Source organism: Spirochaetota bacterium (assembly GCA_004297825.1).
Lineage (GTDB): Bacteria > Spirochaetota > UBA4802 > UBA4802 > UBA5368 > FW300-bin19.
Genome location: SCSX01000025.1, coordinates 31,754 through 56,767 on the forward strand (window position 1 = coordinate 31,754; position 25,014 = coordinate 56,767).

Annotated in this window: 21 protein-coding genes; 11 read left to right on the forward strand and 10 right to left on the reverse strand. The window is 57.2% G+C overall.

All coding sequences use genetic code 11. The features are described 5' to 3' along the window. Window positions 1-19: 19 nt before the first annotated feature. Entirely contained in the window at window positions 20-922 is a 903-nt protein-coding gene (locus EPN93_05310) for a nitroreductase (protein ID TAL37889.1), read from the reverse strand. Window positions 923-1,087: 165 nt separating this feature from the next. Between EPN93_05310 and EPN93_05315 the strand changes: the two genes are divergently transcribed. The 4 genes from EPN93_05315 (at window position 1,088) to EPN93_05330 (ending at window position 5,512) form a co-directional block, all read left to right on the forward strand. Beyond that, a complete protein-coding gene (locus EPN93_05315) occupies window positions 1,088-2,209 on the forward strand; it encodes a hypothetical protein (protein ID TAL37890.1) in 1,122 nt (373 codons plus the stop codon). Between the two features lie 91 nt (window positions 2,210-2,300). Next, the gene (locus EPN93_05320) at window positions 2,301-3,476 is read left to right on the forward strand and encodes an acetyl-CoA C-acetyltransferase (protein TAL37891.1); all 1,176 of its coding nucleotides are present in this window, start codon (window positions 2,301-2,303) and stop codon (window positions 3,474-3,476) included. A 141-nt stretch (window positions 3,477-3,617) separates the two neighbouring features. Continuing rightward, window positions 3,618-4,685, forward strand: coding sequence for a selenide, water dikinase SelD (gene selD / locus EPN93_05325; protein TAL37892.1), 1,068 nt, complete (start codon window positions 3,618-3,620; stop codon window positions 4,683-4,685). A 65-nt stretch (window positions 4,686-4,750) separates the two neighbouring features. Further along, entirely contained in the window at window positions 4,751-5,512 is a 762-nt protein-coding gene (locus EPN93_05330) for a dihydroorotate dehydrogenase electron transfer subunit (GenBank protein TAL37893.1), read from the forward strand. Between the two features lie 36 nt (window positions 5,513-5,548). Here the strand turns inward: EPN93_05330 and EPN93_05335 are convergent, their stop codons facing one another. Further along, the gene (locus tag EPN93_05335) at window positions 5,549-8,092 is read right to left on the reverse strand and encodes a PBP1A family penicillin-binding protein (protein ID TAL37894.1); all 2,544 of its coding nucleotides are present in this window, start codon (window positions 8,090-8,092) and stop codon (window positions 5,549-5,551) included. 335 nt (window positions 8,093-8,427) lie between these two features. Between EPN93_05335 and EPN93_05340 the strand changes: the two genes are divergently transcribed. Then, entirely contained in the window at window positions 8,428-9,276 is an 849-nt protein-coding gene (locus tag EPN93_05340; GenBank protein ID TAL37895.1) for a flagellin, read from the forward strand. A 104-nt stretch (window positions 9,277-9,380) separates the two neighbouring features. On the opposite strand, the gene EPN93_05345 is transcribed toward EPN93_05340, so the two are convergent. Beyond that, window positions 9,381-10,325 carry a hypothetical protein gene (locus EPN93_05345; GenBank protein ID TAL37896.1) on the reverse strand — a complete coding sequence of 315 codons (945 nt, stop codon included), beginning with the start codon at window positions 10,323-10,325 and terminating at the stop codon, window positions 9,381-9,383. A 482-nt stretch (window positions 10,326-10,807) separates the two neighbouring features. On the opposite strand from EPN93_05345, the gene EPN93_05350 reads away from it, so the two are divergent. Both EPN93_05350 and EPN93_05355 read left to right on the forward strand, forming a co-directional pair. Continuing rightward, window positions 10,808-12,256, forward strand: a complete 1,449-nt coding sequence (locus EPN93_05350) for a hypothetical protein (protein TAL37897.1) — start codon at window positions 10,808-10,810, stop codon at window positions 12,254-12,256. Further along, window positions 12,157-13,782 carry a hypothetical protein gene (locus EPN93_05355; protein TAL37898.1) on the forward strand — a complete coding sequence of 542 codons (1,626 nt, stop codon included), beginning with the start codon at window positions 12,157-12,159 and terminating at the stop codon, window positions 13,780-13,782. Before EPN93_05350 ends, EPN93_05355 begins: the two co-directional genes overlap by 100 nt. Before the next feature lie 7 nt (window positions 13,783-13,789). Here the strand turns inward: EPN93_05355 and EPN93_05360 are convergent, their stop codons facing one another. Together EPN93_05360 and EPN93_05365 are read right to left on the reverse strand one after the other, a co-directional pair. Further along, window positions 13,790-14,584, reverse strand: a complete 795-nt coding sequence (locus tag EPN93_05360) for an alpha/beta hydrolase (GenBank protein ID TAL37899.1) — start codon at window positions 14,582-14,584, stop codon at window positions 13,790-13,792. 301 nt (window positions 14,585-14,885) lie between these two features. Continuing rightward, complete coding sequence (locus tag EPN93_05365; protein TAL37900.1) at window positions 14,886-15,854, reverse strand: alpha/beta hydrolase; 969 nt, start codon at window positions 15,852-15,854, stop codon at window positions 14,886-14,888. Between the two features lie 127 nt (window positions 15,855-15,981). Between EPN93_05365 and EPN93_05370 the strand changes: the two genes are divergently transcribed. After that, window positions 15,982-16,986, forward strand: coding sequence for a potassium channel protein (locus EPN93_05370; GenBank protein TAL37901.1), 1,005 nt, complete (start codon window positions 15,982-15,984; stop codon window positions 16,984-16,986). A gap of 3 nt (window positions 16,987-16,989) precedes the next feature. On the opposite strand, the gene EPN93_05375 is transcribed toward EPN93_05370, so the two are convergent. The 5 genes from EPN93_05375 to EPN93_05395 all read right to left on the reverse strand — a co-directional run bounded on the left by EPN93_05375 (window position 16,990) and on the right by EPN93_05395 (window position 22,813). Then, window positions 16,990-18,864, reverse strand: a complete 1,875-nt coding sequence (locus EPN93_05375) for a response regulator (GenBank protein TAL37902.1) — start codon at window positions 18,862-18,864, stop codon at window positions 16,990-16,992. Window positions 18,865-18,933: 69 nt separating this feature from the next. Next, window positions 18,934-20,337 (reverse strand): hypothetical protein, encoded by a 1,404-nt coding sequence (locus tag EPN93_05380; protein ID TAL37903.1) that lies wholly within the window; start codon window positions 20,335-20,337, stop codon window positions 18,934-18,936. Between the two features lie 31 nt (window positions 20,338-20,368). Next, the gene (locus EPN93_05385; GenBank protein TAL37904.1) at window positions 20,369-20,938 is read right to left on the reverse strand and encodes a hypothetical protein; all 570 of its coding nucleotides are present in this window, start codon (window positions 20,936-20,938) and stop codon (window positions 20,369-20,371) included. A gap of 155 nt (window positions 20,939-21,093) precedes the next feature. Further along, the gene (gene mnmH, locus EPN93_05390; protein TAL37905.1) at window positions 21,094-22,122 is read right to left on the reverse strand and encodes a tRNA 2-selenouridine(34) synthase MnmH; all 1,029 of its coding nucleotides are present in this window, start codon (window positions 22,120-22,122) and stop codon (window positions 21,094-21,096) included. A 22-nt stretch (window positions 22,123-22,144) separates the two neighbouring features. After that, window positions 22,145-22,813: a hypothetical protein gene (locus tag EPN93_05395; protein ID TAL37906.1), complete on the reverse strand. Its 669-nt coding sequence runs from the start codon at window positions 22,811-22,813 to the stop codon at window positions 22,145-22,147. 195 nt (window positions 22,814-23,008) lie between these two features. On the opposite strand from EPN93_05395, the gene EPN93_05400 reads away from it, so the two are divergent. The 3 genes from EPN93_05400 to EPN93_05410 form a co-directional block, all read left to right on the forward strand. After that, window positions 23,009-23,968 carry a hypothetical protein gene (locus EPN93_05400; GenBank protein TAL37907.1) on the forward strand — a complete coding sequence of 320 codons (960 nt, stop codon included), beginning with the start codon at window positions 23,009-23,011 and terminating at the stop codon, window positions 23,966-23,968. A 2-nt stretch (window positions 23,969-23,970) separates the two neighbouring features. Next, window positions 23,971-24,621: an anti-sigma factor antagonist gene (locus EPN93_05405; GenBank protein ID TAL37908.1), complete on the forward strand. Its 651-nt coding sequence runs from the start codon at window positions 23,971-23,973 to the stop codon at window positions 24,619-24,621. A gap of 191 nt (window positions 24,622-24,812) precedes the next feature. Continuing rightward, window positions 24,813-25,014, forward strand: a 202-nt coding sequence (locus EPN93_05410) for a hypothetical protein (GenBank protein TAL37909.1), incomplete at its 3' end; no start/stop codon positions are given.

The window sequence follows — 25,014 nt, forward strand, 5'->3', positions numbered from 1 at the left end:
TTTCGCCGGAAAAATCCCGTCAATCCTTCAAGTGCACCGCGTGAGGCTTTCTCAGGGAAAGATTGTAAAATTCGACATCCGGGTATCCGAATGCGACTGCCGCGTGCACGCGGTGCGCATCGGGGATGCCCAGGTATCGGCGCAATTTTCCCGAGGTATTGATGGCCTCCGACGCGTACCCGATAAAGCAGCTTCCCAGGGCGAGCGCATGCGCGAGCAGCGTCATGTTGTAAGAGGCGTACTGGGCGTCGAAATGTGGCATGCTCCCCTCCCCGTCACTGTGCACGAGGATGAGCGCGGCCGCCCCGTAGAAGAGCGGGTCTTTCCCCTGGTTCGATTCCACGAGCCTCCTCGCAACGCTTTCGTAGTTGTTCCGATAATACCGTACGAGTTTCATGCCCAGGAAGGGAACGGCGCCCCACCGCACGAGGGGATTTCTCACCAGGGCGTTCAACCCGGCGAAGAAATTGCCGATTTCCTGCGCGAGCCCGTAGACGCGCTCCCTGGTCGGGAGCACCGTATACTGCCAGTTTTGCGTGTTGCTGCCCGAGGGCGCGGTGATCGCGAATTCGACGAGATCGAGAAGCGTGCGCTGTGGAACAGGCTTGTCCATGAAGCGCCTGGTGCTCCTGCGGGAGCGCGCGAAGTTGACCAGGAGACCCGGTTCGATCTTTCCCGGCTTCACCACCCGCTCTTTGTAGGGGAATGATTTGTAAACCGGCTTCCTGAGCGCACCCTGGAAATCTATCGCGCCGAATTTGCAGACGTCGTGGCAATGCGCGCAGAGTATGCATTCCTCCCCTGTCGTCCCGACTCCGCCGGCCGCCATGGCAAGCACGCCCCTGGGGCATACCTTGACGCAGCGCCCGCACCGCGTGCATTTTTCCGTAATTATATCGGGACCGAATGTCCGAAGTGCCATGGAAGTATTCCCCCTGTTTCAAGAGTTCAAGCTGCGCCTGAATGACGCTCAGTGAAGATGAGCCGCCGGGGAGCCGGGATGTCAAGCCTTTCGCCCTGCGAAAATCGCCGAAAAAAGCCTCGACAGAACGGTACCCTGTTTTATCAATAGCCAGGAAGCGGGAATATGCGCGGAAAAGAAAAACTGATCCCGGGAAGCGAAATCGAGGCCTTCGCGCGACGATGCGCCGAGGATTTCCGTTCGTGCGAGGACCCGGTCCGGGCCCTGGAACTGCTCGCGGAGCGCGCGGAGAGCGAGTTGGGCGAATACCTGAGCACCTCCATGATCGCGGACCCGGATGAAATATCCATGGCGTTCGTGGAGCTCCTGGACCAGGTAATATTCCAGGCCGGGGAGCGCCGCGTCCGCGGGAGCGAGCCGGGCGAGGAGTATGTGCTGCAAGATCTCTATTCGAGGGCCGAGATTTTCCTGGACGCCTACGAGGGCGCCGAGGTTTACAGGAAAAACCTCGCCGGACGGATCCTGCTCCACGACGACACCCTCGTCATCCAGAGCCTGCGGCTCCGCGATCTCGTGCCTTTTCTTATCAGCGAATTTTTCGAGCAGCCGCACCTGAGAATCGCCATCATGCGCGCACTGGTCTATTTCCCCAACGAGGAGCTGCTCAACTTCTTTTACGAGGTGTCGCGCAACGAGTACGATCCGGAGCTGAAGATCCTCGCGCTCATTGGCCTGAAGCGCAACGAATCGGTGTTCTACGGGTGGAAGAGGCTGGCGGAATCGAACGGCGAATGGTACCGCGGTCTTGTGGCGCACGCGTCCTCGTGCGAAGGAAACTGCGCGCACCCCGACGAGGAAGGGGACGACCCCCACCTGTTATTGTATCAGACCATATGCCTCGAGCTGTCGCTTGCCGGCGGGGCGGACGCGATGAAATTCCGCCGATTCTACGGGGTGCTCAACGGGATCGCGCGCCAGAATTTCGAAACCTATCCCTACCGGAGCACGATACTGGATTCCCTTTCCCGGACGCTCAACCGCGTGGGCGGCGAGGCGCTCATGGAATTCCTGTCCGCGGGCGGCGAGATGAAATCGTTCATTCACCTGCTTGACTGCGTGCCGGTCGAGGTGTTCGACAGGGTATTGCCCGTAATCGAGTCGATGGAGGACAGGTTCGCCTCGATCCTTGGACGCATGGCCGAGCGCGGGGAACTGCGCATGGATTATGCCGCATCGCGCCTGACCGCGCACCTCCTGCCCGCCGGGCTTACGGGGCGCGTGGTCTGATACCCGGGTATTAATGCTTTACAAATAATGTTGCCGTATAATCATGATCCCGTAAATTTGGACTGGAATCCAGCATTGAAGGAGAGCGCATATGAGAGAGGTGGTGATCGCTTCCGCTGCAAGAACGCCGGTGGGCGCTTTTGGGGGCACCCTGAAGGATATAGCCGCGGTCAAACTGGGCACGCTTGTGGTGAAGGAGGCTTTGAAGAGGGCGAAGATAGAGGCCGGCCAGGTCGATAACCTGGTGATGGGAAACGTTCTCCAGGCGGCGCTGGGACAGAACCCGGCACGCCAGGTGCTTATACATGCGGGCATCCCCCAGGAGGTTCCCGCAATGACCATTAACAAGGTGTGCGCATCCGGACTCAGGTCCGTGTCGCTCGCGGCGCAGATGATCAAGGCCGGGGATGCCGACGTCGTGGTCGCCGGGGGTTTCGAGAACATGAGCGCGGCCCCCTACGTGCTCCCGAACGCGCGCTGGGGATACCGGATGGGTGAGGCTCCCTTCGTGGACGTCATGATCAAGGACGGCCTGTGGGACGCGTTCAACCAGTACCACATGGGGATCACCGCGGAAAACGTCGCCGAGCGCTGGAAGCTCACCCGCGAGGAACTGGACCGGTTCTCGTGCGAAAGCCAGCAGAAGGCGGAGAACGCCGTCAAGTCCGGCCGCTTCAAGGACGAGATCATAGGCGTGGAAATATCCTCGAAAAAAGGGACCGTCGTATTCGATACCGACGAGTATCCCAAGTTCGGAACGACCATGGAGACGCTTGCGAAATTAAAGCCGGCCTTTAAGTCGACCGGCGTGGTCACGGCGGGAAACGCATCGGGCATTAACGACGGCGCGGGCGCCATCATCGTCATGTCGGCCGACAAGGCGAAGCAGTTGGGCGTTACGCCGCTCGCGCGGATCGCGTCCTATGCGTCGGCGGGAGTCGATCCGGCGATCATGGGAACGGGACCCATTCCCGCGAGCCGGAAGGCCCTTGAAAAGGCCGGATGGAAGCCGTCCGATCTCGACCTCGTGGAGGCGAACGAGGCGTTTGCGTCGCAGGCGATCGTGGTGAACCGCGAGCTTGGCTGGGACACGACGAAGGTGAACGTGAACGGCGGCGCGATCGCGATTGGCCATCCCATAGGAGCATCGGGCGCGCGCATTTTCATCACCCTGCTGCATGAGATGAAGAAGCGCGGCGCGAAGAAGGGCCTCGCGACGCTGTGTATCGGCGGCGGCCAGGGATGCGCGATCTGCATCGAGATGTAGGCTCCCCGCGCCCCCTGAAGGGGCAAGGATTCGATTGAAAGAAGGAAAGCCCCGTTCGAGAGAGCGGGGCTTTGCATATGCGTATCGGCCCCCGGCGAATAAAAACCTTGCAAAAACCCGCGCTCAGGCTAGATTAACGACATGGAAGATGTGTGTAAAATAACGCCGCTGGATACCCAGCGCCTGACGGAATCCGTCAAGGGAGCCGGGTGAGCGTCCAAGATCGGGCCGGCGGAGCTGGCCCAGGTGATGAAGGGGCTCGATATTCGCTACGACCGCAACGTGATCGTCGGCTTCGATCATAACGACGACGCGGGGGTCTACCGCCTCACCGACGAGATCGCGCTCATCCAGACGCTCGATTTTTTCACGCCCATCGTGGACGACCCGTTCGTATTCGGCCAGATCGCGGCCGCGAACGGGCTGTCCGACGTATATGCCATGGGCGGGAAACCGCTGACCGCGCTGAACATCCTCTGTTTCCCCACGCGAAAATTCAGCATGAAGGTGATGGGCAGGGTGCTCGAAGGCGGGCTCGATATGCTCAGGAAGGCGGGTGTCCAGCTCCTGGGCGGCCACAGCGTGGACGACGACGAGCTTAAGTACGGCGTATCGGTGACGGGCGTCGTGCACCCGGAGCGGGTTCTCACGAACAGGGGGCTGCGGGACGGTGACGCGCTCGTGCTCACGAAGCCGCTGGGGACGGGGATTATCGGCACCGTGATAAAGGGCATGCCCGTGGAACCGGGCGAGATGGACGCGTTCGTTTCGTCGATGACGGCCCTGAACGCACGGGCCGCGGAGATCGCGCGGGATTTCGAAATCCACGCCTGTACGGACGTCACGGGTTTCGGGCTCGCGGGGCATCTTCTCGAGATGTGCGGCGACGACGGCGTCGAGGTTTCGATAGACGCGTCCGCGCTGCCGCTCCTTCCCGGCGCGGCGAAATACGCGGATATGGGGATGATACCGGGCGGCCTTTACCGGAACCGCGATTTCGCGGGGGAGAGGGTGTCCATCGGCAAGACGGTGCCGCGCGCGGTCGCCGACCTCGTGTTCGACCCCCAGACCTCGGGCGGCCTCATGCTCGCGCTGCCGGCTGATGAAGCAGAATCGCTGGCCCGCGCGCTCGTGGCGGGAGGCGTGCCGGACGCGCGCGTGATTGGACGGGTCGCAAAGGCCCCGAAGCAAAGGGTTATTATCGCATAGGGATTGCATCGATTATTCCCGGCCGGGTGAAGCACCCGGCCGCGGCACACTACAAGGCGGATACAATGACACGATTGATAAAAGAGCCCCGTGAGGTCTCGAAGGGGCATATGGAACTGGCGTTCGAATGGGAAGGCGAGGAGCCGCACCCCGGCCAGTTTGTAAATGTGAAGGTGGATGCGGGAAGCGACCCGCTTCTGCGGAGGCCGTTTTCCGTGTACGATTACGAAAACGGTATTCTCCGGATAGTGGTCAAACGCGTGGGGCGCGGAACGAACCGCATGGCCCTCTATGCCGCGGACGAAATGGTCGATATACTGGGTCCGCTGGGGAAGGGCTTTTCCGTCCCGGAGGACGCCCGCGTGCTCCTCGTGGGGGGCGGCGTGGGGAATGCCCCGCTGTTTTTTCTCGCCCGTGAGCTCCGGGAGGCCGGATCGCGTGTGACGTGCGTGTACGGCATGCGCTCGGCCGAATATGTCTACTGCGCCGGCGAGTACCGGGACGCCTGCGAGGAATTCATAATTGCCACCGACGACGGGAGCGAGGGAACGAAGGGCACCGTCGCCGACGTGATGCCGGGATTGCTAGACCGTACACAGTACGACGCGATATGCGCCTGCGGGCCGCTGCGGATGTTGGAGGCGGTCACCGGGATCGCGGTCGAACGCGCGGTCCCCATCGAGGTTTCGCTCGAAAACTATTTCGGCTGCGGTGTGGGGCTGTGCGTGGGATGTACCGTGGAAACCACTTCCGGGAACAGGCGCGCCTGCGTGGACGGGCCGGTCATGGATGGGAGCGCGATCGTGTGGAGTTCGCTCGAAAAATGAGGCGCGTATCGCGCCGGGGAGAGTATCGGCGCCCGATTATTCCAGCAAATCCTTCCCGATGTTGTTCATGATGGGCTTGTCGTCTTTCCTCTGCTGAAGATTTTCCAGCACCGCGCCCTTGCGGCTCCCGGAGATGTTTTCGCTGGGGCTGCGCAGGAGCACCTTCGCGTTTCTCCCGCCGTCCTTGCAGACCTTGCATTTCTCGGTGGGTTCGCTTCCGGGAATGAATACCTCCGAGACCGTATTTCTGCATTCCGCGGAGAGCGCCATGCCGGACAGGGCGCACACCTCCTTCTTGCTTAGACCCCCGTACACCGGGAAATCGGACGCCGGGGTGTCCTTCATCGCCGACCTCATGTACTCGCCCCACAGGGGCGCGACCACGCCGCCGCCGGTCTGGTTGAGACCCAGTGAAAGCCCCATCTTGTCGTAGCCCATCCAGATGCCCGTGGTGAGCTGGGGCGTAAACCCGACGAACCACGCATCCTTCCAGTTGTTGGTGGTGCCGGTTTTTCCGGCGACGGGCCTGCCTATGTTGGCGGACCCCCCGGTGCCCCCGGTTATCACCGATTGCATCATGCTGATCATGATTTGCGCGGTCTCGGGGCGGATAATCTGGATGGTGCCTTCCTTCGCTTTTTCCTCGATCTGCTTCTTCACATCCTGCTCGTAATTCTCCAGCGTGTTTCCCTTGCGGTCGGTGATGTACCTGATGCTGAAGGGAATCACATCGCGCCCGCCGTTGGCGATGATGCCGAACGCGCGGGTTATTTCATACGGGCTCACCTCGATGGAACCGAGCGCGATGGAGAGGTCCCTGCGGATGCGGCGCTTGGCCTCGTCGTCGTTCAGCTTGAGGAGCTTCTGGTAATAGTTCGCAACGCGCGATATGCCGATCGTGTCGGCGATGCGGATGGAGACGACGTTCACCGAAAGCGCGAGCGCCTTCCTTAAGCGGATCATACCGGTATAGTCGCCCTCGTAGTTCTCGGGAATCCAGTCGCTGCCGTCCGTCTCGATGAAGACGAGGGGCGAATCGAGCACGCCGGTCGCGGGGGTGAACTTCTTCGATTCCATGGCTGCCGTGTACAGGAGCGGCTTGATCGATGAGCCCGGCTGCCGGTACGACTGCATGACACGGTTAAGCTGGTTTATGGATGTGAACTCGCTTCCGCCTACCAGGGCCTCGATATATCCGTTCCTGTGGTCGATCGAGACGAGGCATCCCTCGACCTTTTGGAATTCCTTGTCTTCGCTATAATCCTTGCGGTATTCGTCCAGCACCTCTCCCAGGCGGTCAGTCCCGGAGATGTAATTCAGCATGTCGGTTTCATCGATCACCTGGTCGCGAAGCGCGTCGTTGAGACGCGCCACGTCCAGCGAGCCCGTGCGCCGCATGGGATTGACCGGGAAGAAGTGCGAAAAGATATCCACGAGCTCGGTAAAGTTGTCCTGGATAAAATCGTCGCGCTTGAGCATGAGGTTGTTCGAGATGGAGGTCTGTCGTTCCAGGGCGTTTTTCAGGAGCTTCTGGGCGGCCATCTGCTTATGCACATCCAGGGTGGTGTACACGTTCAGTCCGTCCTCGAACACCTTCTCCTCGCCGTATTTCTTGATGAGGGTGCGCCGGATATACTCGGTGAACCAGGGGGCCTTGTCGATGCGGTTGGACATCGCGTTTATCGTGGGTGGCAACTCGTTGATGACGTAGAGATAATCCGGCCAGAAGGAGAGGTAGGCCTTTTCCGCCTCGGGTATCGTGATGAATCCCATCTCGACCATCCTTGCAAGCACGATCTTGTGCCTCTCGAGCGCGCGCTCGGGATAACGGATGGGAGAATAGGTATTGGGGGACGAGGGCAGCGTCGCCAGGAGCGCGCATTCGGCAAGGGAGAGCCTGCCCACATCCTTGTTGAAGAAGAACTCGGCCGCGGATTCCACCCCGTAGGTGCCGTGGCCCAGGAATATCTGGTTCAGGTACAGCTCCATGATCTCGTCTTTCGAGTAAAATACCTCCATCATGAGCGCGATAATGGCTTCCTTGATTTTCCTGAATATGGTGCGCTCGCCCGAGGTGAGAAGGATCTTGGAAACCTGCTGCGTGATGGTGCTCCCGCCCTGCCGTATCCTTCCTGAGAAGATATTGATGAAGAACGCGCGCACGATGCCCTTGATATTGATCCCGTGGTGGTCGTAAAACTCGTTGTCCTCCATGGAGATGAACGCCTGGACGAGATACGGCGACATCTTCTTGAGGGGCATAACCTCTCGCTTCTGCTTGAAGAGCTCGGCGACCAGGACGTTGTTCTTGTCGAAAATCTTCGTGGGGACATTGGGCTGGAAAGAGGCGATCGAACGGACCTTGAAGAAATCGACGACTACGATCACCATGAACGCGATTATGATGCCCGCGACGATTCCCGTGGCCACGGCCCTTCTCTCCCTGATGGTGAAGAGGGCTGAGGATACGAGATTTTTCACAATTCCTACCAAGCGCGGCTCGGCGCCGGAGGACCCGAAACGCCGCGCGGGGGCGGGTCTTTTCAACCGCGAAGAGGGAGCGGAATATTTGCGTACCATGGGATTGATAATCCTGAGAAAATAAAAATGAAATTGGCGATACCTTGTGCGCTCACAGGGGATGAACCGAAAAACCTGTTGAACCACGCCAATACAGTCAGTTATCAGCGCAAAATACAACAAAAAGAATCGCAGGGACAAAATTTTTATAAAATGGCGAAATTAATAGTTAATGGGGCCTGGGGAGCCATATCGTAATATAAATGCTATAAATCAACCACAATAGCCTTAAATCGTTATTAACTAGAATCGAAAATTGGACGACCAAGAGAGTGATAATTCCGCTCTCATTCCGGCTATCAAGGACGATAGCTTGAAATTTCAAGGAGGAAAACATGATTATTAACCACAACGCCAGCGCTATATTCGCTCACAGGACGTTGAAGTTTCATGACTGGAGCATGACGAAGGATATAGAAAAGCTGTCCTCGGGCATGAGAATCAACCGCGCGGGGGATGACGCTTCAGGCCTGGCCGTTTCCGAAAAGATGCGCTCACAGATACAGGGCTTACGACAGGCGGAGCGCAACACCGAGGACGGCATGTCCATGATCCAGACCGCTGAAGGTTACCTGCAGGAAGTGCACGACATTCTTCAGCGCATACGGGTACTCGCCGTCCAGTCGGCAAACGGCATTTACACCCCCGAAGACCGCCAGCAGATCCAGGTTGAAATTTCGGAGCTTGTGGACGAGGTCGACCGCATCGCGTCGCAGGCCGAGTACAACAAGATGAAGCTCCTGACCGGGGCTTTTGCGAGGCTCCACCCCACGGCGTCCATGTGGTTTCACATGGGTCCCAATATGCACCAGCGCGAACGGGTTTTCGTGGAGACCATGACCACCGCGGCGCTTGGACTGCGCAATCCCACGGTGCTCACCTTCATTTCGATTTCCACTCCCGGGAAAGCGAATGCGGTGATCGGGATCGCGGACGAGGCGCTCAGGAGCATCTCGAAGCAACGCGCGGACCTTGGCGCCTATTTCAACCGGCTGGATCACGCGGCGAAGGGCCTCATGAACGCGTACGAAAACGTGCAGGCGTCGGAAAGCCGCATTCGCGACACCGACATGGCCGAGCAGATGTCCTCCTTCGTGAGATACCAGATTCTCACCCAGGCGGCCACGGCAATGCTCGCGCAGGCCAATACGAAGTCGCAGTCCGTACTTCAGCTCCTCAAATAAGACTGAGCCAGCATCGCAGTACCACTATGGAAAGCCGGGTCCTCCCACCCGGCTTTTGCATTTCTAAGAGCAGGTTTTTTGCGGCCCTCAGAAGATTCACCATATCATTGCGTCACCGTGCTTTTTACTTTGTCCTTCGGCAACTCCACCGTCCCCTGGGGCGTAATGATTTTAATGCTGATACCGCGGCTGATGATTGCGCCCTTATATACTTTCCCGGAGTAAAGCGTCACCACGTCGATCCTGCCGTATTTGGTCCGGATTGATTCCATGCTCATGAGATCAAGCTCCTCGATCTCCCTGTCGATCGTATCGAGCGCGGGCAGGAATGAGCGGCCCTTCTCTTCCAGCACCTCCGGCGTGATGGTCTGCGTGTTTCCAATGTAGCCAATCGCTTCGGCCTTGCTCAATACAAGCGACTCGGTCCTGGCAAGATCGCGCAGTGTAATCCCCCCGAGGACATCCGCGGCCTTTCCAATAACCACCTGTTCCGCTTTTCCGGAGGCGATATCGGTCACCTCCACACTGCCCCTGGAGACGCCGATCGAGCTCGCCGCGCCGCCATACGAAACACTGAAGACCGTTCCCCGCACCGAGGCGACGGAGGTGGGGGTCTTCACCAGGTAGTTCCCCGACTTGCCGAGTTTGTCTATCTTTGAGATCACCGTCCCCCCGGTCAGGTACAATTCGCAGGTCCCCGACTCGAAGAGCGAGACAGCTTCGAGGGTGCTTTCCGGCAATACCTGCACAATCCCGCGATCGCCGATCTGTATGGAGATGTGGGACTGCGGTCCCGTAGTAATGATATCACCCTTCCGGATAATTTGTGCCACCCTTGCCGGGACGGGCCCCTCCCCCGGGGTCTTCACCTGCACGTCCCCCACGGCCAGTACCACCACCGGGGTGGAGTCGCCGTTTCTACTGCATGAAATCGCCAATAAAAGCGCCAGGAAACACGGCAGCATGCTTTGTGTCCTTCTCATCTGCGTTACCTCTTCAAAATGTAAAATAATTGATTGGGTGCGGCCTTTCTGTTCCTTGTAATCCATATCAATAAGTTGAATAAGAACGAAAAAAGGACAAATTTTTTGTCCGATATCGCCCCCTTGAACCACTTATCCGGTGGTTCCCATGCCCGGAATCGCTGAAAGCAGGAATCTCTTTATTGACGTGTATGAGCGTTATTATGCGTTCCTTGAGACCCTAGAAAAAAATGTGATTTCCGCGAACAGTTCATTCCCCGGGAAGCACATCTTGTTCTTTGCTTGTTGACATATTCGTAACATCAATTTATTCTTTGATGGGTGGAAGCCCCGCATACAGGGCTTTTATGATAAATATCAGGGTATGCGGCGATTTTCCAGCGTAAGGGGAGTTTTCCATCGATATCCAGGTTTCCCGGGCAAAATAATTTGTCCGTTTTTCACGTCAAGATCGACTTATACGCAACGGACAGCGGAGCGCCGCGCCGTGCGAGGGAACAGCATGAGAAATATGCTCTTTATAACAAAGACCGAGGGGTTGGTGTAACATGCAGGGTACTGTGATAAGAACGCTGCTGCGTTCCTGTTCATGCTGCTTCATTGCGCTCATTATCGTCATCGCCGCCGCGGGCACGAGCAGCCTGCGGGCCGAGCACGTTTTCCTGAAGGACGGGCGCATCGTAAGCGGCGCCATCGTCAAGGACGCCCCCCAGTCCATCACCGTGAAGACAACCGAGGGAAAGACCGACACCATCGCGCGCGAAGACATCCTGCGCATTCTTTACACGGAGCTCTCCATGGGCAAGATCCACGTGCAGATGCGCGACGGCAGGAACTTCGAGGCCTTCATCGTGGACGAGGACCAGAAGTCATACATCTTCCGCAAGGTGCTCCTGAGCCCCGAGGAGATGACGGTGAACCGGAGCGAGGTCCTCTTCATCTCCGAGCGCAACCCCTCCGGGCTCAAGGGGGAGCCTGAAGCGGATAGAATCGAGCTCGCGTGGTATCCGCCGTACAACCCGGTGAAGCATTATCTCGTGTATTTCAAGGAACAGGGAGAGCAGGAGTACCGTGAGCCCCTGAAGAGCAAGGGCACATCCCTCACATTAAAGAACCTCAAGAGCAACACCACCTACGTCGTCAAGACCACGGCCGTTGACGACGCCGGCGAGGAGTCCCTCCCCTCCAACGAGCTCACCGTGACCACGAAGAACATTCCGCCGGAAGAGCCGGGAAAGGTCACGCTGACGAAGCGCCCCTCCGGGGATGGAAAGAATCCGACCGCCATCCTCCAGTGGGAGCCGGCACGGGACCCTGACGGGACCGTGAAAGAGTACCGTATCTACAAGGATACGAAGGAAGGTCCCCGTGAGATAGGAAAATCCGGGGAGCCCTTCTACGAACTTCCTGCGGGAATGGGCTCATGGCGTCTTTACCTTCGTGCGGTGGACGACCACGACGACGAGAGCCCCGACCGGATCGTGTATCTGTACTCCCGGCTGCATCTGCGCGCCGGCGCGGGTCTGGGCTTTCCTTACGCGACGCTGGGCGAGCTTGTGGAACAGGGTACGGGACCTACGGCAGGAATATTTCGTACCGGCTTTCTTCTTGAGAATCTGGCATTTGGTGCAGACCTGGGGTACTTCTATTGGAAGAGCGGCGATTCGCTCTTCTCGTCCATGCACATGGCGCCCCTGACCGCCTGGGCCGGATGGCGCTTTGTGTTCCTGGAGAAATACACGCTCATGCCGGCCGCCCACTGTGGCATGGCGTTCATGTACTCCAGATACAGAAGTATGGGGACGAGCGGACTTGATCCGCTGGAAGAGCGGAACAAGTCCGGGGCCGAGTTTCTTGCGGGGGGTTCCGTCACGCTTGAATATGCGTTCACCCCGGAATGGTTCCTGTACCTGAAAACGGACTACACGGCGATCATCGAGAAGTCCGGGCCCCAGCCCTGGCTGGGCGTAAGCCTTGGCGCGGGTATGAACCTGTGAATCCGCGCGGACGCGGCATGCACGTTCGGGAGGCGACAATGAAACGATTTATGATTATCATGATGCTCTCGCTGGCGGTGTTCCTGCACTGCACCGATTACATTTCCGGCATCAAGGACGAGCTTGACCTGGCCCGAAGGGTCTGGTTCCAGGATGCCTACCTCAAAGCCTCGAACGTGGATGCGGGTGATAAGTTCGGTGTTATAGTCGCGGTAAGCGGGGATACGATGGTAGTGGGCACGCCCTGGGAATCCAGCAACCAGACCGGGATCACGAATATAGACGGAAGCGCGGCCACGGATAATGGTGCACTTGAATCTGGCGCGGCATATGTGTATAAAAAGGACGGTTCCGGGAACTGGATACAGGACGCCTACATCAAAGCATCGAACGCTGGGGCGAGTGATTGGTTTGGCGTTTCAGTCGCGGTGAGCGGGGATACCATCGTGGTGGGCGCATCCGGAGAAGATGGTTCCGGCGCGGCATATGTGTTTAAGAAAAACAGTTCAGGAGACTGGATAGAAGATGATCTCCTTAAAGCCTCGAATGCGGAATCGGGTGATAATTTCGGCCATTCAGTCGCGGTGAGCGGGGATACGATCGTGGTGGGTGCATACGGAGAAGACAGCGGCCAGATCACGATCGACAATAGTGACAATCAACCCACGAGCGTGAATAATTTGGCAAGTGATTCCGGCGCTGCGTATGTGTATAAAAAGGACGGTTCCGGGAACTGGATCCAGGATGCCTACCTCAAAGCCTCGAACGCAGAATTGAGTGATCATTTCGGCTATTCAGTTGCTATAAGCGGGGATACCATCGTAGTGGGCGCAACAGGAGAAGCTGGTTCCGGCGCGGCATATGTGTTTAAGAAAAACAGTTCAGGAGACTGGATCGAAGATGATCTCCTCAAAGCCTCGAACGCTGAAGCGAGTGATAATTTTGGCATTTCGGTCGCGGTGAGCGGAGATACCATAGTCGTGGGCGCATACGCTGAAGACAGCGATCGGACGTTTATTACCAATGATGACGAGCTCGCGAGCACGGATAATTCGGCAGGTGATTCCGGCGCTGCATATGTGTTTAAGAGGGATGGTTCCGGGAACTGGATCCAGGATGCCTGCCTCAAAGCCTCCAACGCTAGAGCGAGTGATGGGTTTGGCGATTCAGTCGCGGTGAGCGGGGATATTATTGTGGTGGGGGCACACTCGGAAAAAAGCGGCCAGACCACCATCACGAATACAGACGGGCTCGCAAGCACGGTATTTACGTCGCCTGATTACGGTGCGGCATATGTGTTTAAGAAGGACGGTTCCGGGAACTGGTTCCAGGATGCCTACCTCAAGGCCTCGAATGCGGGTGGGGGTGATTTCTTTGGCTATGTCGCGGTGAGCGGGGATACGATCGTGGTGGGCGCAATCGGGGAAGACAGCGGCCAGACCACGATCATGAATACAGATGGAAGCGCGAACGCGGATGATTCGGCGGTTGAATCAGGCGCGGCATATGTGTTTACCTTGAAATAAGGGATTGTTACCTCTGCCCGCTCAGTTTCGCGACCAATCGCCCGACCGCCGCGAGGTAATCCTTCATTCCGTAATAAAAAATCGTGTTGTGGTCCGCCCGCGATATGGTGTACATCTCCTTGTCCGGCGAGGGCGACGCCTGGAAAAGCTCAACGCCGTCCGCGTAGGGTATGATATGATCCCGTTCCGCATGGATGATGAGGGTGGGCCCGGGGTACCCCTTGATCTTTTCCGCGTTCCTGAAAACCGGGTCGTTCCGGATTCCAAGGGCCTGCGTGTTCACGCCCAGGAGCCTTAGCAGCGGCACCGCGTTGGCGAACCCGCTCTCGATGATGAGCCCCTTGATCTCGCCGGGATTCGCGGAGGCGATCTCGAGGGCCGACGCGCTTCCCAGCGAACGGCCCATGATCACGAGGGGGCCGATAAACCCGTTCTGACGCGCATAGCTTTTAATAAACGTGAACGCAACGAGCGCGTCCTTCATCATGGACGATACCGAGGGTTTTCCGCCGGAGCGGCCGTACCCGCGGTAATCAACCGGGATGAAGTTGATTCCCATCTGCACGAAGAGCGGTCCAAGGTCGGCGTAATCCTCGACGATCTCACCGTTCCCGTGAAAAAATATGAATAGCGGCGCGTCCTGACGCGCCGCGTAGAACCTGCACCCTATGGAAACGGATCCCTCCACGGGGATAAGCAGGTCCGTGTATCCCCCGCCACGGGAATCGCCGGTTTCAGGGCGCGGATGAAAAAGTATTGAAGTAATCGAGGGATGATCGAATGCGGAATAATCGGCGCTCATGATGGACCTCCGGTCGGATAGCAGTAGCGGCACCGCAAAAATGGCGCAGATACACACCCGGGCGCATCGCCGCGCGATTCCGCGTACCCGGGTGCGGGTTAATGATGCCGAATACAGTGCCATTGGTTACGAGAATCGTACGCCATCCTGAAAAAGTTTTCAAGTAAATCATCGCACAGCGGAGAAACACCTGGCGGAGGCGGCACGGCAAAGCGGGACCGGTGTATCGGCCCCCCTTCTTTATTTTTCCCGAGCGCGCAAATAAAAAAGGCTGCCATATTCGGGCAGCCTTCGTGCGGTACTATTTGCGCGCTTTGCTTTTCTTTTTTGCCGGCGCCGGCTTCTTTTTCGCCTTCGCCTTAGGGGCAGCGGCCTTTTTCGCCTTGACGGGTTTGGCTTTCGCCGCGGGCTTCACCTTCACCATGTGGGCGAGTATCCACGAGGAAACAATGCCGATCACCCTGGATTTTTGCGGCTCGGCCTCGTTCATCGTCTCGTGGTAAAGGTCGGGGAAGATATGCAGCGTCTTCGCGCCGCGCGGGGTCGACGCTTTTCCATAGACCACCTCGCTTCCCCGGTAGTCCACGATCTTGTCCTCCTTGCCGTGGAACACGAGCAGGGGCATGGAAAGCTCCGCTGCGCGATCGAGGCATTCGGCGCCCGTGCCCATGAATTCCGTGAAGAATCGCGCGGACGCGAGGTTGTGCACGAGCGGATCGTTGACGTAGGCATCGATCACCTTCTGGTCGTGCGACAGGTCGTTCGCGTCCAGGCCGTTGGGCATCTGGAGCGCGGGGATATACTTTGAGAAAAATTTACCGAGGGTCTCTTTCCATTGCGGAATCGCCGCGGCGATCTTCAATCCGGCCGACGAAAGCACGAGGGCGTCCATGTCATCCGGATAGGTGAGGGCGTACTTGCAGGCGATGAGCCCGCCCATGCTGTGTCCCATGAGCATGAGGGGAAGGTTTTTCCCTTCATCGTGGACCATGGTGACGAAGGTTTTCAGGTCGTAGATGAAATCGCCGATTGCATCGATGTGTCCGCGCTTGCCGGCCGATTTGCCGTGGCCGCGATGATCGAGCGCGTATACCGAAATGTTCTTCCCGTCGAGAGCCTCGATAATGTTCATGTACCTGCCGGAGTGCTCGCCCAGGCCGTGGGCGAGTACGAGTATTCCCTTGGGTTTTGGAGCTGTCCAGGTCTGAAAAAATATTTCAAGGCCTCCCTTCCCCACAAAAGCACCTGTTATATGTTTAAAATTCTTCATCCGATTACCTCATTTGGAATGTAGTATGCTGATCTAATGTTTTTCTCACGGCGGCGGTTAAAAATCAATTACTTTCTAGGGCCTGTTCCCTTCCGATTAAAAATATTTGACACAAGCCCCGTCAGCTATGATCGTTTGGGATATGGACCTTAAGCGCGTTCGCCAGTCGCTGCTTCTCCTGGCCGGGATCATCACGTTCGGTACCTTCGGGTATCATTTTATCGTGGGGATGAGCCTGTTCGATTCGTTTTACATGACCGTAATCACCATCAGCACTGTCGGCTTTTCCGAAATCGCCCCCCTGGGGACCGCGGGTCGGATACTCACCGTGATCATCATTATCACCGGTACGGCGACACTGGCGTACACGGTCGGAAATATCGTAAAAATGTTCGTCGAGGGGGAGCTCTCAAAGACATTCGGGAGGCGCAAGGTGGAAAAACAGATCGCAAACCTGAGCGAGCATTACATAATATGCGGATACGGGCGCATCGGGAGCCTTATCTGCAGGGAGCTCAAATCGCAGGGTATCGATTTCGTGGTGATCGAAAATAACCTGCAGGCGATACAGTCGCTTGAGAAGGATCGGTACTATTATGTGGCCATGGACGCGACCTCGGAGGAGGCGCTGTTCAAGGCCGGGATCGAGCGCGCGAAGGGAATCGTGACCGCGGTGGAGTCGGACGCCGACAATGTCTATATCACCCTGACGGCGAAGGGTATCCGTCCGGATATTTACATATTATCCCGCTCCTCCGACGAAAAATCGGAGACGAAGCTGAAAAAGGCCGGGGCGACCAGGGTGGTAACCCCGTACCTGATTGGCGGCAAGAGGATGGCGCAAGTGCTCATTCGCCCCACCGTGGTCGACTTCGTCGATATCGCGCTCATGGACAAGCGCCTGGGGCTTTCCATGGAGGAATTCAGGATCAGGGAGGCGTCCGGACTCGTGGGTAAAAACCTGGTGGAGAGCAACCTCCGAAAGGATTACGGGGTTATAATCGTAGCCATAAGCAAAACGGACGGGGACATGATTTTCAATCCGCAGCCCCAGGAAGTGCTCAGGAGCGGGGACATCATCGTACTTCTGGGGAAAAGGGAAGACCTCATGAGGATGAACATAGACCTCTAGGGATCAGCGATCCCTGCTTTTCATCACTTTCGAAATTTCCCGAATGAGATCATCCAGTTTAAACGGCTTCGCAAGGAACAAGTCTACCACGTTTTTGTAGGCCTTGAGATCGGTCAGCATCCACCCCGAAAGCAGTACCGTGGTCACCTTCTCGTCTATCTCCTTGACGCGCGCGGCAAGCTCGATGCCGCTTATGCCCGGTATCCCGTAATCCGTAACAACCAGGTGAAAGGTGCCCTTGCGGAAGACCTCGAGCGCTTCCTCCCCGGATTCGCACAGGACCACCCGGTTGCCCATCGAATCGAAGAGCTCCTCGAGAATGTCCCTGAGGGCCTTTTCGTCCTCTACCACGAGTATGTCCAGGTCGCGCAGTTTGAACGATTCCTGTTCGGGCTCCCTGGGTCCCTTTCCGATGAGAAGCGAGGGGGGCAGGGCGGCCTTGATGCTGTAGGAGGTATTCGATTCCTCCTCGATGATCTTGATATTGAGTTTCTCGGCGATACGCCTTATGTCGACGTCGGCGAACGGCGCCATGGGCGCCTGTTCCGGCGCTTCCTGGTCGCGCCGCTCCTTTTCCACCAGCGCTATGATCGAGGGCGAACCGTTGTCTTTTAGAATTATATTTATGGTTCCCTCGGTGCGGATGAACGAGGAAACGCGGAAAATCATGGTTACGAGGATTTCCTTGAGCAGCCTTGTGTCCGTACGGATGTTGTAAAGACAGAAGTACCGCCGTTCGATCCGTATCTTCCTGCGCTTTTCCTGCTCTTCAACCTTGAAATGAATCTTCGCGAATTCCAGGGAATCCTCGATGACGTCGATAACGTCTTCAACCTGCTGTTCATCGAGCTTCTCTCCCCCCATAAAATCCTGGATGCGCCGGATTTGCTTTACGCTGTCGATAGAGGCATTCTCGATCACCTTGAGTCCATCGAGTACTGCGTCCTTTTCCGTGATCTGGAGCAGAAGCTGGGTTTTCGTAAGCACAACGTTTATCATGTTGTTGAAGGAGTGGAGAAGGCCCTTCATGAGATCGCCTACTATCTGGATATGGCTGAGCGCGCTCAGCCGCTCCTCCATTTCCCGGAACCGGGAGATATCCTCGAGGATCATGTCGACGACCTGGATTTCCTTGTTAAGCACCACGGGAAAAATGACGGCGTTCACCCAGCGGGGGGCGTGGTCCTGGGGAATGACCTTGATCTCGCCCAGCCGTTTGAAGGGGATGATGCCGTTAAAGATATCCGCCACGGCCTTGCGGATTCGCTCGAAATCGTACAGCGATACCGCCTTGAACAGCACGTTTCGGTGGTCCTGGAGATCGCCCAGGCCAAGTCCAAAGAAGCCCTCGAATGAAACGCTCGCGTTCACAATGCTTCCCTGGCGGTCGAAGCGGATAATGGGGAAGGGGGCGTACTCGAAAAAATGCATGCCGGTCGCCGCATCCTCATGTTCCAGGAGCATTGCCGTATTGTGATCGAAAGACTGAAGCCTGTCGTCGTTCTGGGGCTTGATGAATACCAGGATCGACGATACGGAGCCGTCCTGGAACATGGGAAACAGGTAAATCTCCATGGGGATCTTTTTCCCATCGGAGCCCTTCATGATGGCGAATACCTGGCGCTCGACGCCCTTGAGCGCGCGCATGTATGCCATCGCTATTCGTTTTCGATACTCCGCCGAGAAGGGGTGGGTGAAGTCCAGGGTGATGATCTGGCCCGATTTTTCGAAAAGGTCGGTGAATGGCTTATTGGTAAAGAGCATTTCCCCGGAGAGGCCTATGATGCACGCCGGATGGCTGAGTGCATCGAGCAACCGGTATGATGTGACAACGGGAGAGCCCTGCTCTCCCGTTGTGTGATGGCTATTTTGATCCATTACAAAAGCCGGAAATTCCGCATAGGCGATTAACTTGGACTATTGCATCACCGGCGGCCTTTCTGGCAACTAGAAAAGGGTGCGATAATTGAAAAAGGTTTTAGCCCCTTTCTTGATCTCTATGTCGCCCTCTTTTGCCCCGATAACCTCATTTCCCGCGTCGTCGAGAAACCTGATCTTTATCGTGTACTTGCCCTCTTTCAGGAACAGCCTTCCCAGCTGTAGATTCGCCGGCAGGGTATGCCAGCACCTCAGGTCAGGCTTGATGTTCGCCATGAGACCCGCGCCCACCCCGGCACCCACGACCGTCCCGATGAGGCCCGCGACGCCGCTAGTTTTCTTTAACTGCTCGGCGGCCTTCTTGGCCACTAATCCGGCCACGATCGCCGCTACGGCCTTGGTGACGACACCCGCCGCTACCTTGAAGTACATCTTGGTGTAATCGTCCTCCATGTTCTTCAATGCCGTGTCCTCGATGTTTTCCAGCATATAGGTGCGCGCGATGTCCTTCCCGTCGACGTTGATCATGAGAAAGCTCACCTTGTTGGAACGCTTTTGGAACTTGGGAATGGGATTTTCCGCCAGTTTCAGCGAGGCGAGCACCGCTGCGGCCGTCACCCCCTGCTGCAGCGTGAGCCCGTTCAGGGAAATCCGTATGCCGTCCGCCATCGCCTTGTCGGACAACAGGCTGCCGCGCGAGGCCTTGATGGCGCCCTGCCCGGACTCGTAGATCATGATAAGCTCGCCCGCGTCTTCCGGCATCTCGTCCTGTTTGCCGTACTGGGCCTGGTACTGGGCGTAATCATCCATGTAGTCGATCTTTTTCGCCATGCGCTGAAGGTCGCGGTACACAAGCGCGAGCCGCGGATCGAGCTGCACAATCTGCTTGTACTCGATATACGCGAATTCCTGGTCGTTCTTGTCGTTATCCTTGTCGCCGATAAGCTCGAAGGCGATCGCGGTCAGATATTTCGCCATCAGGTTCTGCTTGTAGGCCCGGCCCGAAAGCACCTGGATTTCCGCGAGCAGGTCGTTAACCTTTTTAAACTCGACACGCGCCGAATCGGCGTCCTTCAACATGAGAAAATTGATTCCAAGGTACATGTGAACGAGCACCACCTCGAAATCCTCGCCGCGGTAGTTGGTGACCGTATCGTTCAGGAACAGGGAAAGCGCTTCCTTGCTTATGCTCTTGGCGATCCTTTCAGAAAGGGCCGATGCCGCGAGCAGGACCTTGTTGCTGTTCGGATAATCGCCGGCCGCATGAAGCATAAGCCCGCACTCCATCATGAAGAGGAGCTGGTCTTTCCCCTCTTTATTCACCTCGGGGAGCAGCGACTTGGCGGCATCCTTGTACTTGCCGAAGTAGAAGCTTTCCTCGGACTTCTTGATCATCTTGTCGTAGGAAGTCGTGCACCCGATGCCCAGCATGAACACGCATGCGGCGACGACTGCCAGTATCTTTCGTGTCATATCATCCGTTCCTCAGTAGTTTATTGGAAAATCAGAAGGATATCTTGTCCTTGCTCGTTGCCTTCAGGAACTCCTTCTGGTCCTGCCATTCGATCACCTGGGTGGCGAGATTGTAAAGCTGCATGGTGACGACCAGGTACTGGAGCCGCTTGCCGTCCACGTTGCGAACGTTGTCGCGAATGTCGCCGGTGAGGTACAGGTTGGGGGATTTTAATTGCCCCGGGGTGACGCCGCTGTCCTCGAACATGCCGGTCATGTTTTTTTCCATCTGCTCGATCGCGTCCTTCGTGAGGTTGTCGTCGACGAACTTGATGCGCTTTTTGATGAGGTTCGTGGTGATTTCATTCGTGATCATGGCGGTATCGATATGTTCGGAGGTCTTGTTCTTGAACGACTTAACCTGTATGAATGCGGGCTGCTGCCATTCATCCTTGACAAACTTCACCATCGAGCCGACCATCTTGGATACGGTCGCCTTGACTTCCTTGGGCCCCCACTGCCCGGATCCCTTGTCCTCGGACGCCTTGCGGTACTGGGTTCCCCCCCCGCAGCTTACGAGCATGACTGCGAGCGCGATGCTGCAAATAGCGAGCTTTTTCATGGTGACACACTCCTTTTTATTCCATAGATTATCACGTGCCTTGCCTGGCACTGCTTGACGCACGGCTGGAAACTCATGCAATAATTAAGTACGGTCGAATGGAAATGTCAACAAACAAACGGGCAATTAAATAAATTAGAATATGTCTATGCAAATTAATTTAATGGGCGGAGGTATTCCCGTATCGCGGCGTCCGTTTCGCGTACCGCGTCCTCCGGTACCCGGTTTTCAACCCGGGCGATAAAGCTCTTCCGGTCCAGGCTGTATTTGTAAAGCGGATCGTAGTATTTTTCGAGCACCATCGCCGTGAATTCCGCGAGGCGGCCGGCCTCAAAGAAAGAGCGAAGCTGAGCGGCATTATTATGGCCGATACGGGTCTCGAGCGTTTGGATAATGCCCAGTATCTCCCCGCAGTCCAGCCCGCGCGAATATTCTTCCATGAGGATTTCCACGCGCCGTTCGAGGCTCGCGGTTATAAGGATCGCGGGAGCGTGTCCGATATACTCTACGATCCGCCCGGGAACATGAAGGTCGCCTATCTTGCGCGATTCGCCCTCGATAACCGCGCACCCCGCGGCGGCGAGTTCGTCCACCCTGCGCACGAGCAGGCTCTCGAACGTCTTCTGCGAGTTCGCGGTGAGCCCTATACCCCCGAACAGGGAGCTTCGGTGCCCGGCGAAATACTCAAGGTCGATTCCATACCCAAGCGCGCGTACTATGAGGGTTTTGCCCGTGCCCGTGAGCCCGTGCAGGGCGAATACCGGCGGAACTATATCCAGGGATTCGACCCGGGAGCGCACCCAATTTCTGTAACCCTTGTATCCGCCCGTAAGTTTTCTGACGGGTATTCCAAGCGAGTCAAGCAGAGAGACGAGCGAGCTGGAACGCATGCCGCCCCGGAAGCAGTAGATGACGATATCCCTGTTTTTCATCCGGGTTATCTCTTCCACAATGGAAGAGAGCTTTTCCCCGACGATTTGCGTCCCCTTGAGTATGGCCTTTTCCTGCCCGTGGATCCTGTACATTGTTCCTATCTCCGCGCGTTCGCCGTCGTCGAGCACGGGGATGTTAACGGCGCCGGGGATGTGATCCAGACCGTACTCGACCGGGGCGCGGACATCGACAAACGCCGGGTCGGGGAGCAGGAGCGCGTCGGGGTAGGTGATTTCAGGTCTCAGGTTCATGGGCGTGCGCCAAGGCTGGCTGTTAACGCGGGGACGGCATGCGCACCGTAACGCTTCCGCCGGTGTAAAGTTCCCGCACCGCCTGGAACACGACGTCCATATAGATCTTCATGGGTGACTGGAACAGGAGCGGATGAAAGTCCTTCCGTGAAACGAGCCTTTTCGCGAATCTGCCCGCGGAAAACCCCTCGATTTCAAAACTGAAATCCCCGGTCATGAGCGCTTCGGCGCTTCCGGCGGGGACCGCGAATATTCCTTCGACCTCGCCGTCGCGGAATACGTAACCGTCGAGCGTTCTGTTGTCGTGCAGCAGGTACACCCTTTGGAACTCGCGGTGGAAGAGGCCGTCCGCCCTTTCCTCGTAGCGGTAATAGCCAAGGTCGACCAGCTCGTCGTCGGGCGGGCGGATACCGACCTCCTCCCAGGACTCCTTCTGTATCTTGTTCTCGTTCTGCCCAAAGATCACATGCCCGCCCACGGTGATGTCCAGGCAGTCCGGGTAAAGTTCCTTGGTGCGGGCGCGATGCTGGAAGAGTATATCGGGCCCCCCGGCCGTCGTACGTACGATCCACATGTGCACGCCCTCGTGCGGGATGCCGGTCCTGTGCGCCGTTTTCCGGGCTACCGCGCGCCCGGTGGGGCGGGCGAGGTCCCAGTCCCATTCTTCTATCATTTCATCGTGCGGGTCCATGAATGCGCCTCCGGGGCTTTGGTGCCGATAAACTTCCCTGCCGTCATAACTATAGCACCATGCGCGCAAAAAAGGACCTGGCAATCACTATTTGGGCGCACACGGGTCTCACCGCGGGCGGATCGGCAAAAACATCTGTAAAAACAGGATGGACATTCCGATAATCATTATACAGACAGGTATGCGTAACAATTAATGGGTATTTCAAAGAAAAAACAGGGTTTTCCGTTCGGCATATTCTTTCTCATGTTTTTCTTTTTGATACTGCTTTCCGCGGCGATCTCGGGGGGGTATTTTTACCAGACCGTGAGCACAAGGACAGCGGAGATCGAGGAGAACGTGAAGAAATACTCGACCGCGATAGTCGAGGCGTTCGCCAACGTCGCCGGACTCAATTTCCCCATGAACAATTATGCCGAGCTGAAGAAGCTCTTCTCGGTGAGGCTCACGGATGCCGAAAACGAAGAGGCATTTTTCATCCTGGCGGACGGGAGGATCGTGGCGCACTCGAGCGCCGCTGCCGAGCAGCAGGTCGAGGGCAACGTCGCCAATGACGAGTTTCGCTACAACATGGAGCAGCTCCTTCAGCCCGTGAACCAGAATGCGCGCGAGGCGCAGTTTTACGATTACAATATCCAGGACCAGAAGGTCCCCTTCGACAGGCAGCTCCGGCAGTACATCAAGGAGTATCTCTACCCGGAGATAAACAGTCCCGGCTGGCTCGCCACCAGGGCGGTGTTCGTATGGGACAGGCCGGTGGGAACGGTAAACCTCATCATCTCCAAGCAGCCCATCTACACCCTCATCTTCGCGCAGTTTGAGGAATCGGTAATTATCGGCGCTGCGCTCGGGATTTTTTCCTTTATACTGTCGCTGTTCATCGCCTGCATCGTCTATTTCCGCTACCGGGGCTTCAGGGGAGAGCCGATCGCCGCCCAGCCGGTATTCGCGGAACAGATCGGGGCCTTGGCACATGCGGGGGCTGCTTTTCCCGGGGCCGGGGTACCGGGGGGCGCCTCCGGCGCGTCGGTTTCCCCTGCACTGGAAAGGGTCGTGACCTATTCGAGGCCGGGCCCGCCCCCGCTCCGACGCGAGGGGATGGGCGCCGCCGACAGGACCGTCATCAGGGATGCGATTCCCGTAAAAAAGAGGTAGCCATGCTTTTCATCCACCATACAGAGATTTCCGGCGGGAAGATCGTAATCATCGAGGTGAAGGGAGGGCTCGATTCCGTCACCAGCCCTGATTTCGAGGGATACATCGACCGGCTCATGGAAAAGGGCAAGTACTTCATTATCCTGGACGGACTGAACCTGAACTATGTGAGCTCCGAGGGGATCGGGGTGATGCTCTATATCCAGAAAAAGATCGCCGCGCAGAACGGGTTCTTCATCGTATGCGGCCTTTCGTCCGAGATCATGACCCTGTATCGCCTGCTCGGCTTCGAGCGGGTGATCATGCTCACCTTCACGAGGGATGAAGCGGTGCAGACGATGGAAAAGCAGCTCGAGATGAGGGGGATCCCCGAGAAGGGTTCCGCCCGGGAGAGAAGGCCCGTGGCGGTCCCCACTGCCGCGGCGCGCGCGACGGCGCCGGAAGCCCGCAGGGAGGCCCATGCCGAGGCGGGTCGCCCCGACACGCTCCCCGCGGACGGTTCCGAGGGCGCGGAGGTGGATTTCGACAACCCGCTCATCGTCGAGTGTACGGAATGCAAGGGGCTCATCCGGGTCCGGCGCAGCGGCGGATACCAGTGCCCCTACTGCACCACGCTGTTCACTGTGGAACGGGACCAGACGGTTATTTTTTAAGCTCGCGTTTAATACTACCGGGTATTTTCGGGGGTCCGATATCGGCGTACAGGCGCAGGGACGCCCGGGGCATTACCGGTACTGCCGCACCTGCAAAATAATTGAACCTCCGCAAGAAGATTATTGACTTTACACCGCCGCCCTTTAAACTTACAGCACCAATCGCCAGAAGAAGGGAAGAGGAGCCCCGTATGAAGGTCGTACACGTACTCAAACGGATCGAGCTGATCGACAACGATATCAAAGAGCTGCGCAAGATGGAAAAATCGCTGCAGCGGAACAAGACCTTCACGACACCCATCTATCTTTCGATCGAAAAGCAGATAAACATACTTCTCGGGGAGCGCGTCAAGCTGTTCGAGCTCCAGATCGCAAACCCTCCCGAATACATGG

Bases quoted from the DNA above. Each gene is read 5' to 3' on its own strand.
- EPN93_05320 (TAL37891.1), top strand. From the start codon at position 2,301: ATGAGAGAGGTGGTGATCGCTTCCGCTGCAAGAACGCCGGTGGGCGCT.
- EPN93_05380 (TAL37903.1), bottom strand. From the start codon at position 20,337: ATGACACGAAAGATACTGGCAGTCGTCGCCGCATGCGTGTTCATGCTG.
- EPN93_05400 (TAL37907.1), top strand. From the start codon at position 23,009: ATGGGTATTTCAAAGAAAAAACAGGGTTTTCCGTTCGGCATATTCTTT.
- EPN93_05310 (TAL37889.1), bottom strand. From the start codon at position 922: ATGGCACTTCGGACATTCGGTCCCGATATAATTACGGAAAAATGCACG.
- EPN93_05335 (TAL37894.1), bottom strand. From the start codon at position 8,092: ATGGTACGCAAATATTCCGCTCCCTCTTCGCGGTTGAAAAGACCCGCC.
- EPN93_05360 (TAL37899.1), bottom strand. From the start codon at position 14,584: ATGAGCGCCGATTATTCCGCATTCGATCATCCCTCGATTACTTCAATA.
- EPN93_05355 (TAL37898.1), top strand. From the start codon at position 12,157: ATGGTTCCTGTACCTGAAAACGGACTACACGGCGATCATCGAGAAGTC.
- EPN93_05365 (TAL37900.1), bottom strand. From the start codon at position 15,854: ATGAAGAATTTTAAACATATAACAGGTGCTTTTGTGGGGAAGGGAGGC.
- EPN93_05330 (TAL37893.1), top strand. From the start codon at position 4,751: ATGACACGATTGATAAAAGAGCCCCGTGAGGTCTCGAAGGGGCATATG.
- EPN93_05370 (TAL37901.1), top strand. From the start codon at position 15,982: ATGATCGTTTGGGATATGGACCTTAAGCGCGTTCGCCAGTCGCTGCTT.
- EPN93_05375 (TAL37902.1), bottom strand. From the start codon at position 18,864: ATGGATCAAAATAGCCATCACACAACGGGAGAGCAGGGCTCTCCCGTT.
- EPN93_05315 (TAL37890.1), top strand. From the start codon at position 1,088: ATGCGCGGAAAAGAAAAACTGATCCCGGGAAGCGAAATCGAGGCCTTC.
- mnmH (TAL37905.1), bottom strand. From the start codon at position 22,122: ATGAACCTGAGACCTGAAATCACCTACCCCGACGCGCTCCTGCTCCCC.
- EPN93_05350 (TAL37897.1), top strand. From the start codon at position 10,808: ATGCAGGGTACTGTGATAAGAACGCTGCTGCGTTCCTGTTCATGCTGC.
- EPN93_05385 (TAL37904.1), bottom strand. From the start codon at position 20,938: ATGAAAAAGCTCGCTATTTGCAGCATCGCGCTCGCAGTCATGCTCGTA.
- EPN93_05345 (TAL37896.1), bottom strand. From the start codon at position 10,325: ATGGATTACAAGGAACAGAAAGGCCGCACCCAATCAATTATTTTACAT.
- EPN93_05405 (TAL37908.1), top strand. From the start codon at position 23,971: ATGCTTTTCATCCACCATACAGAGATTTCCGGCGGGAAGATCGTAATC.
- EPN93_05340 (TAL37895.1), top strand. From the start codon at position 8,428: ATGATTATTAACCACAACGCCAGCGCTATATTCGCTCACAGGACGTTG.
- EPN93_05395 (TAL37906.1), bottom strand. From the start codon at position 22,813: ATGGACCCGCACGATGAAATGATAGAAGAATGGGACTGGGACCTCGCC.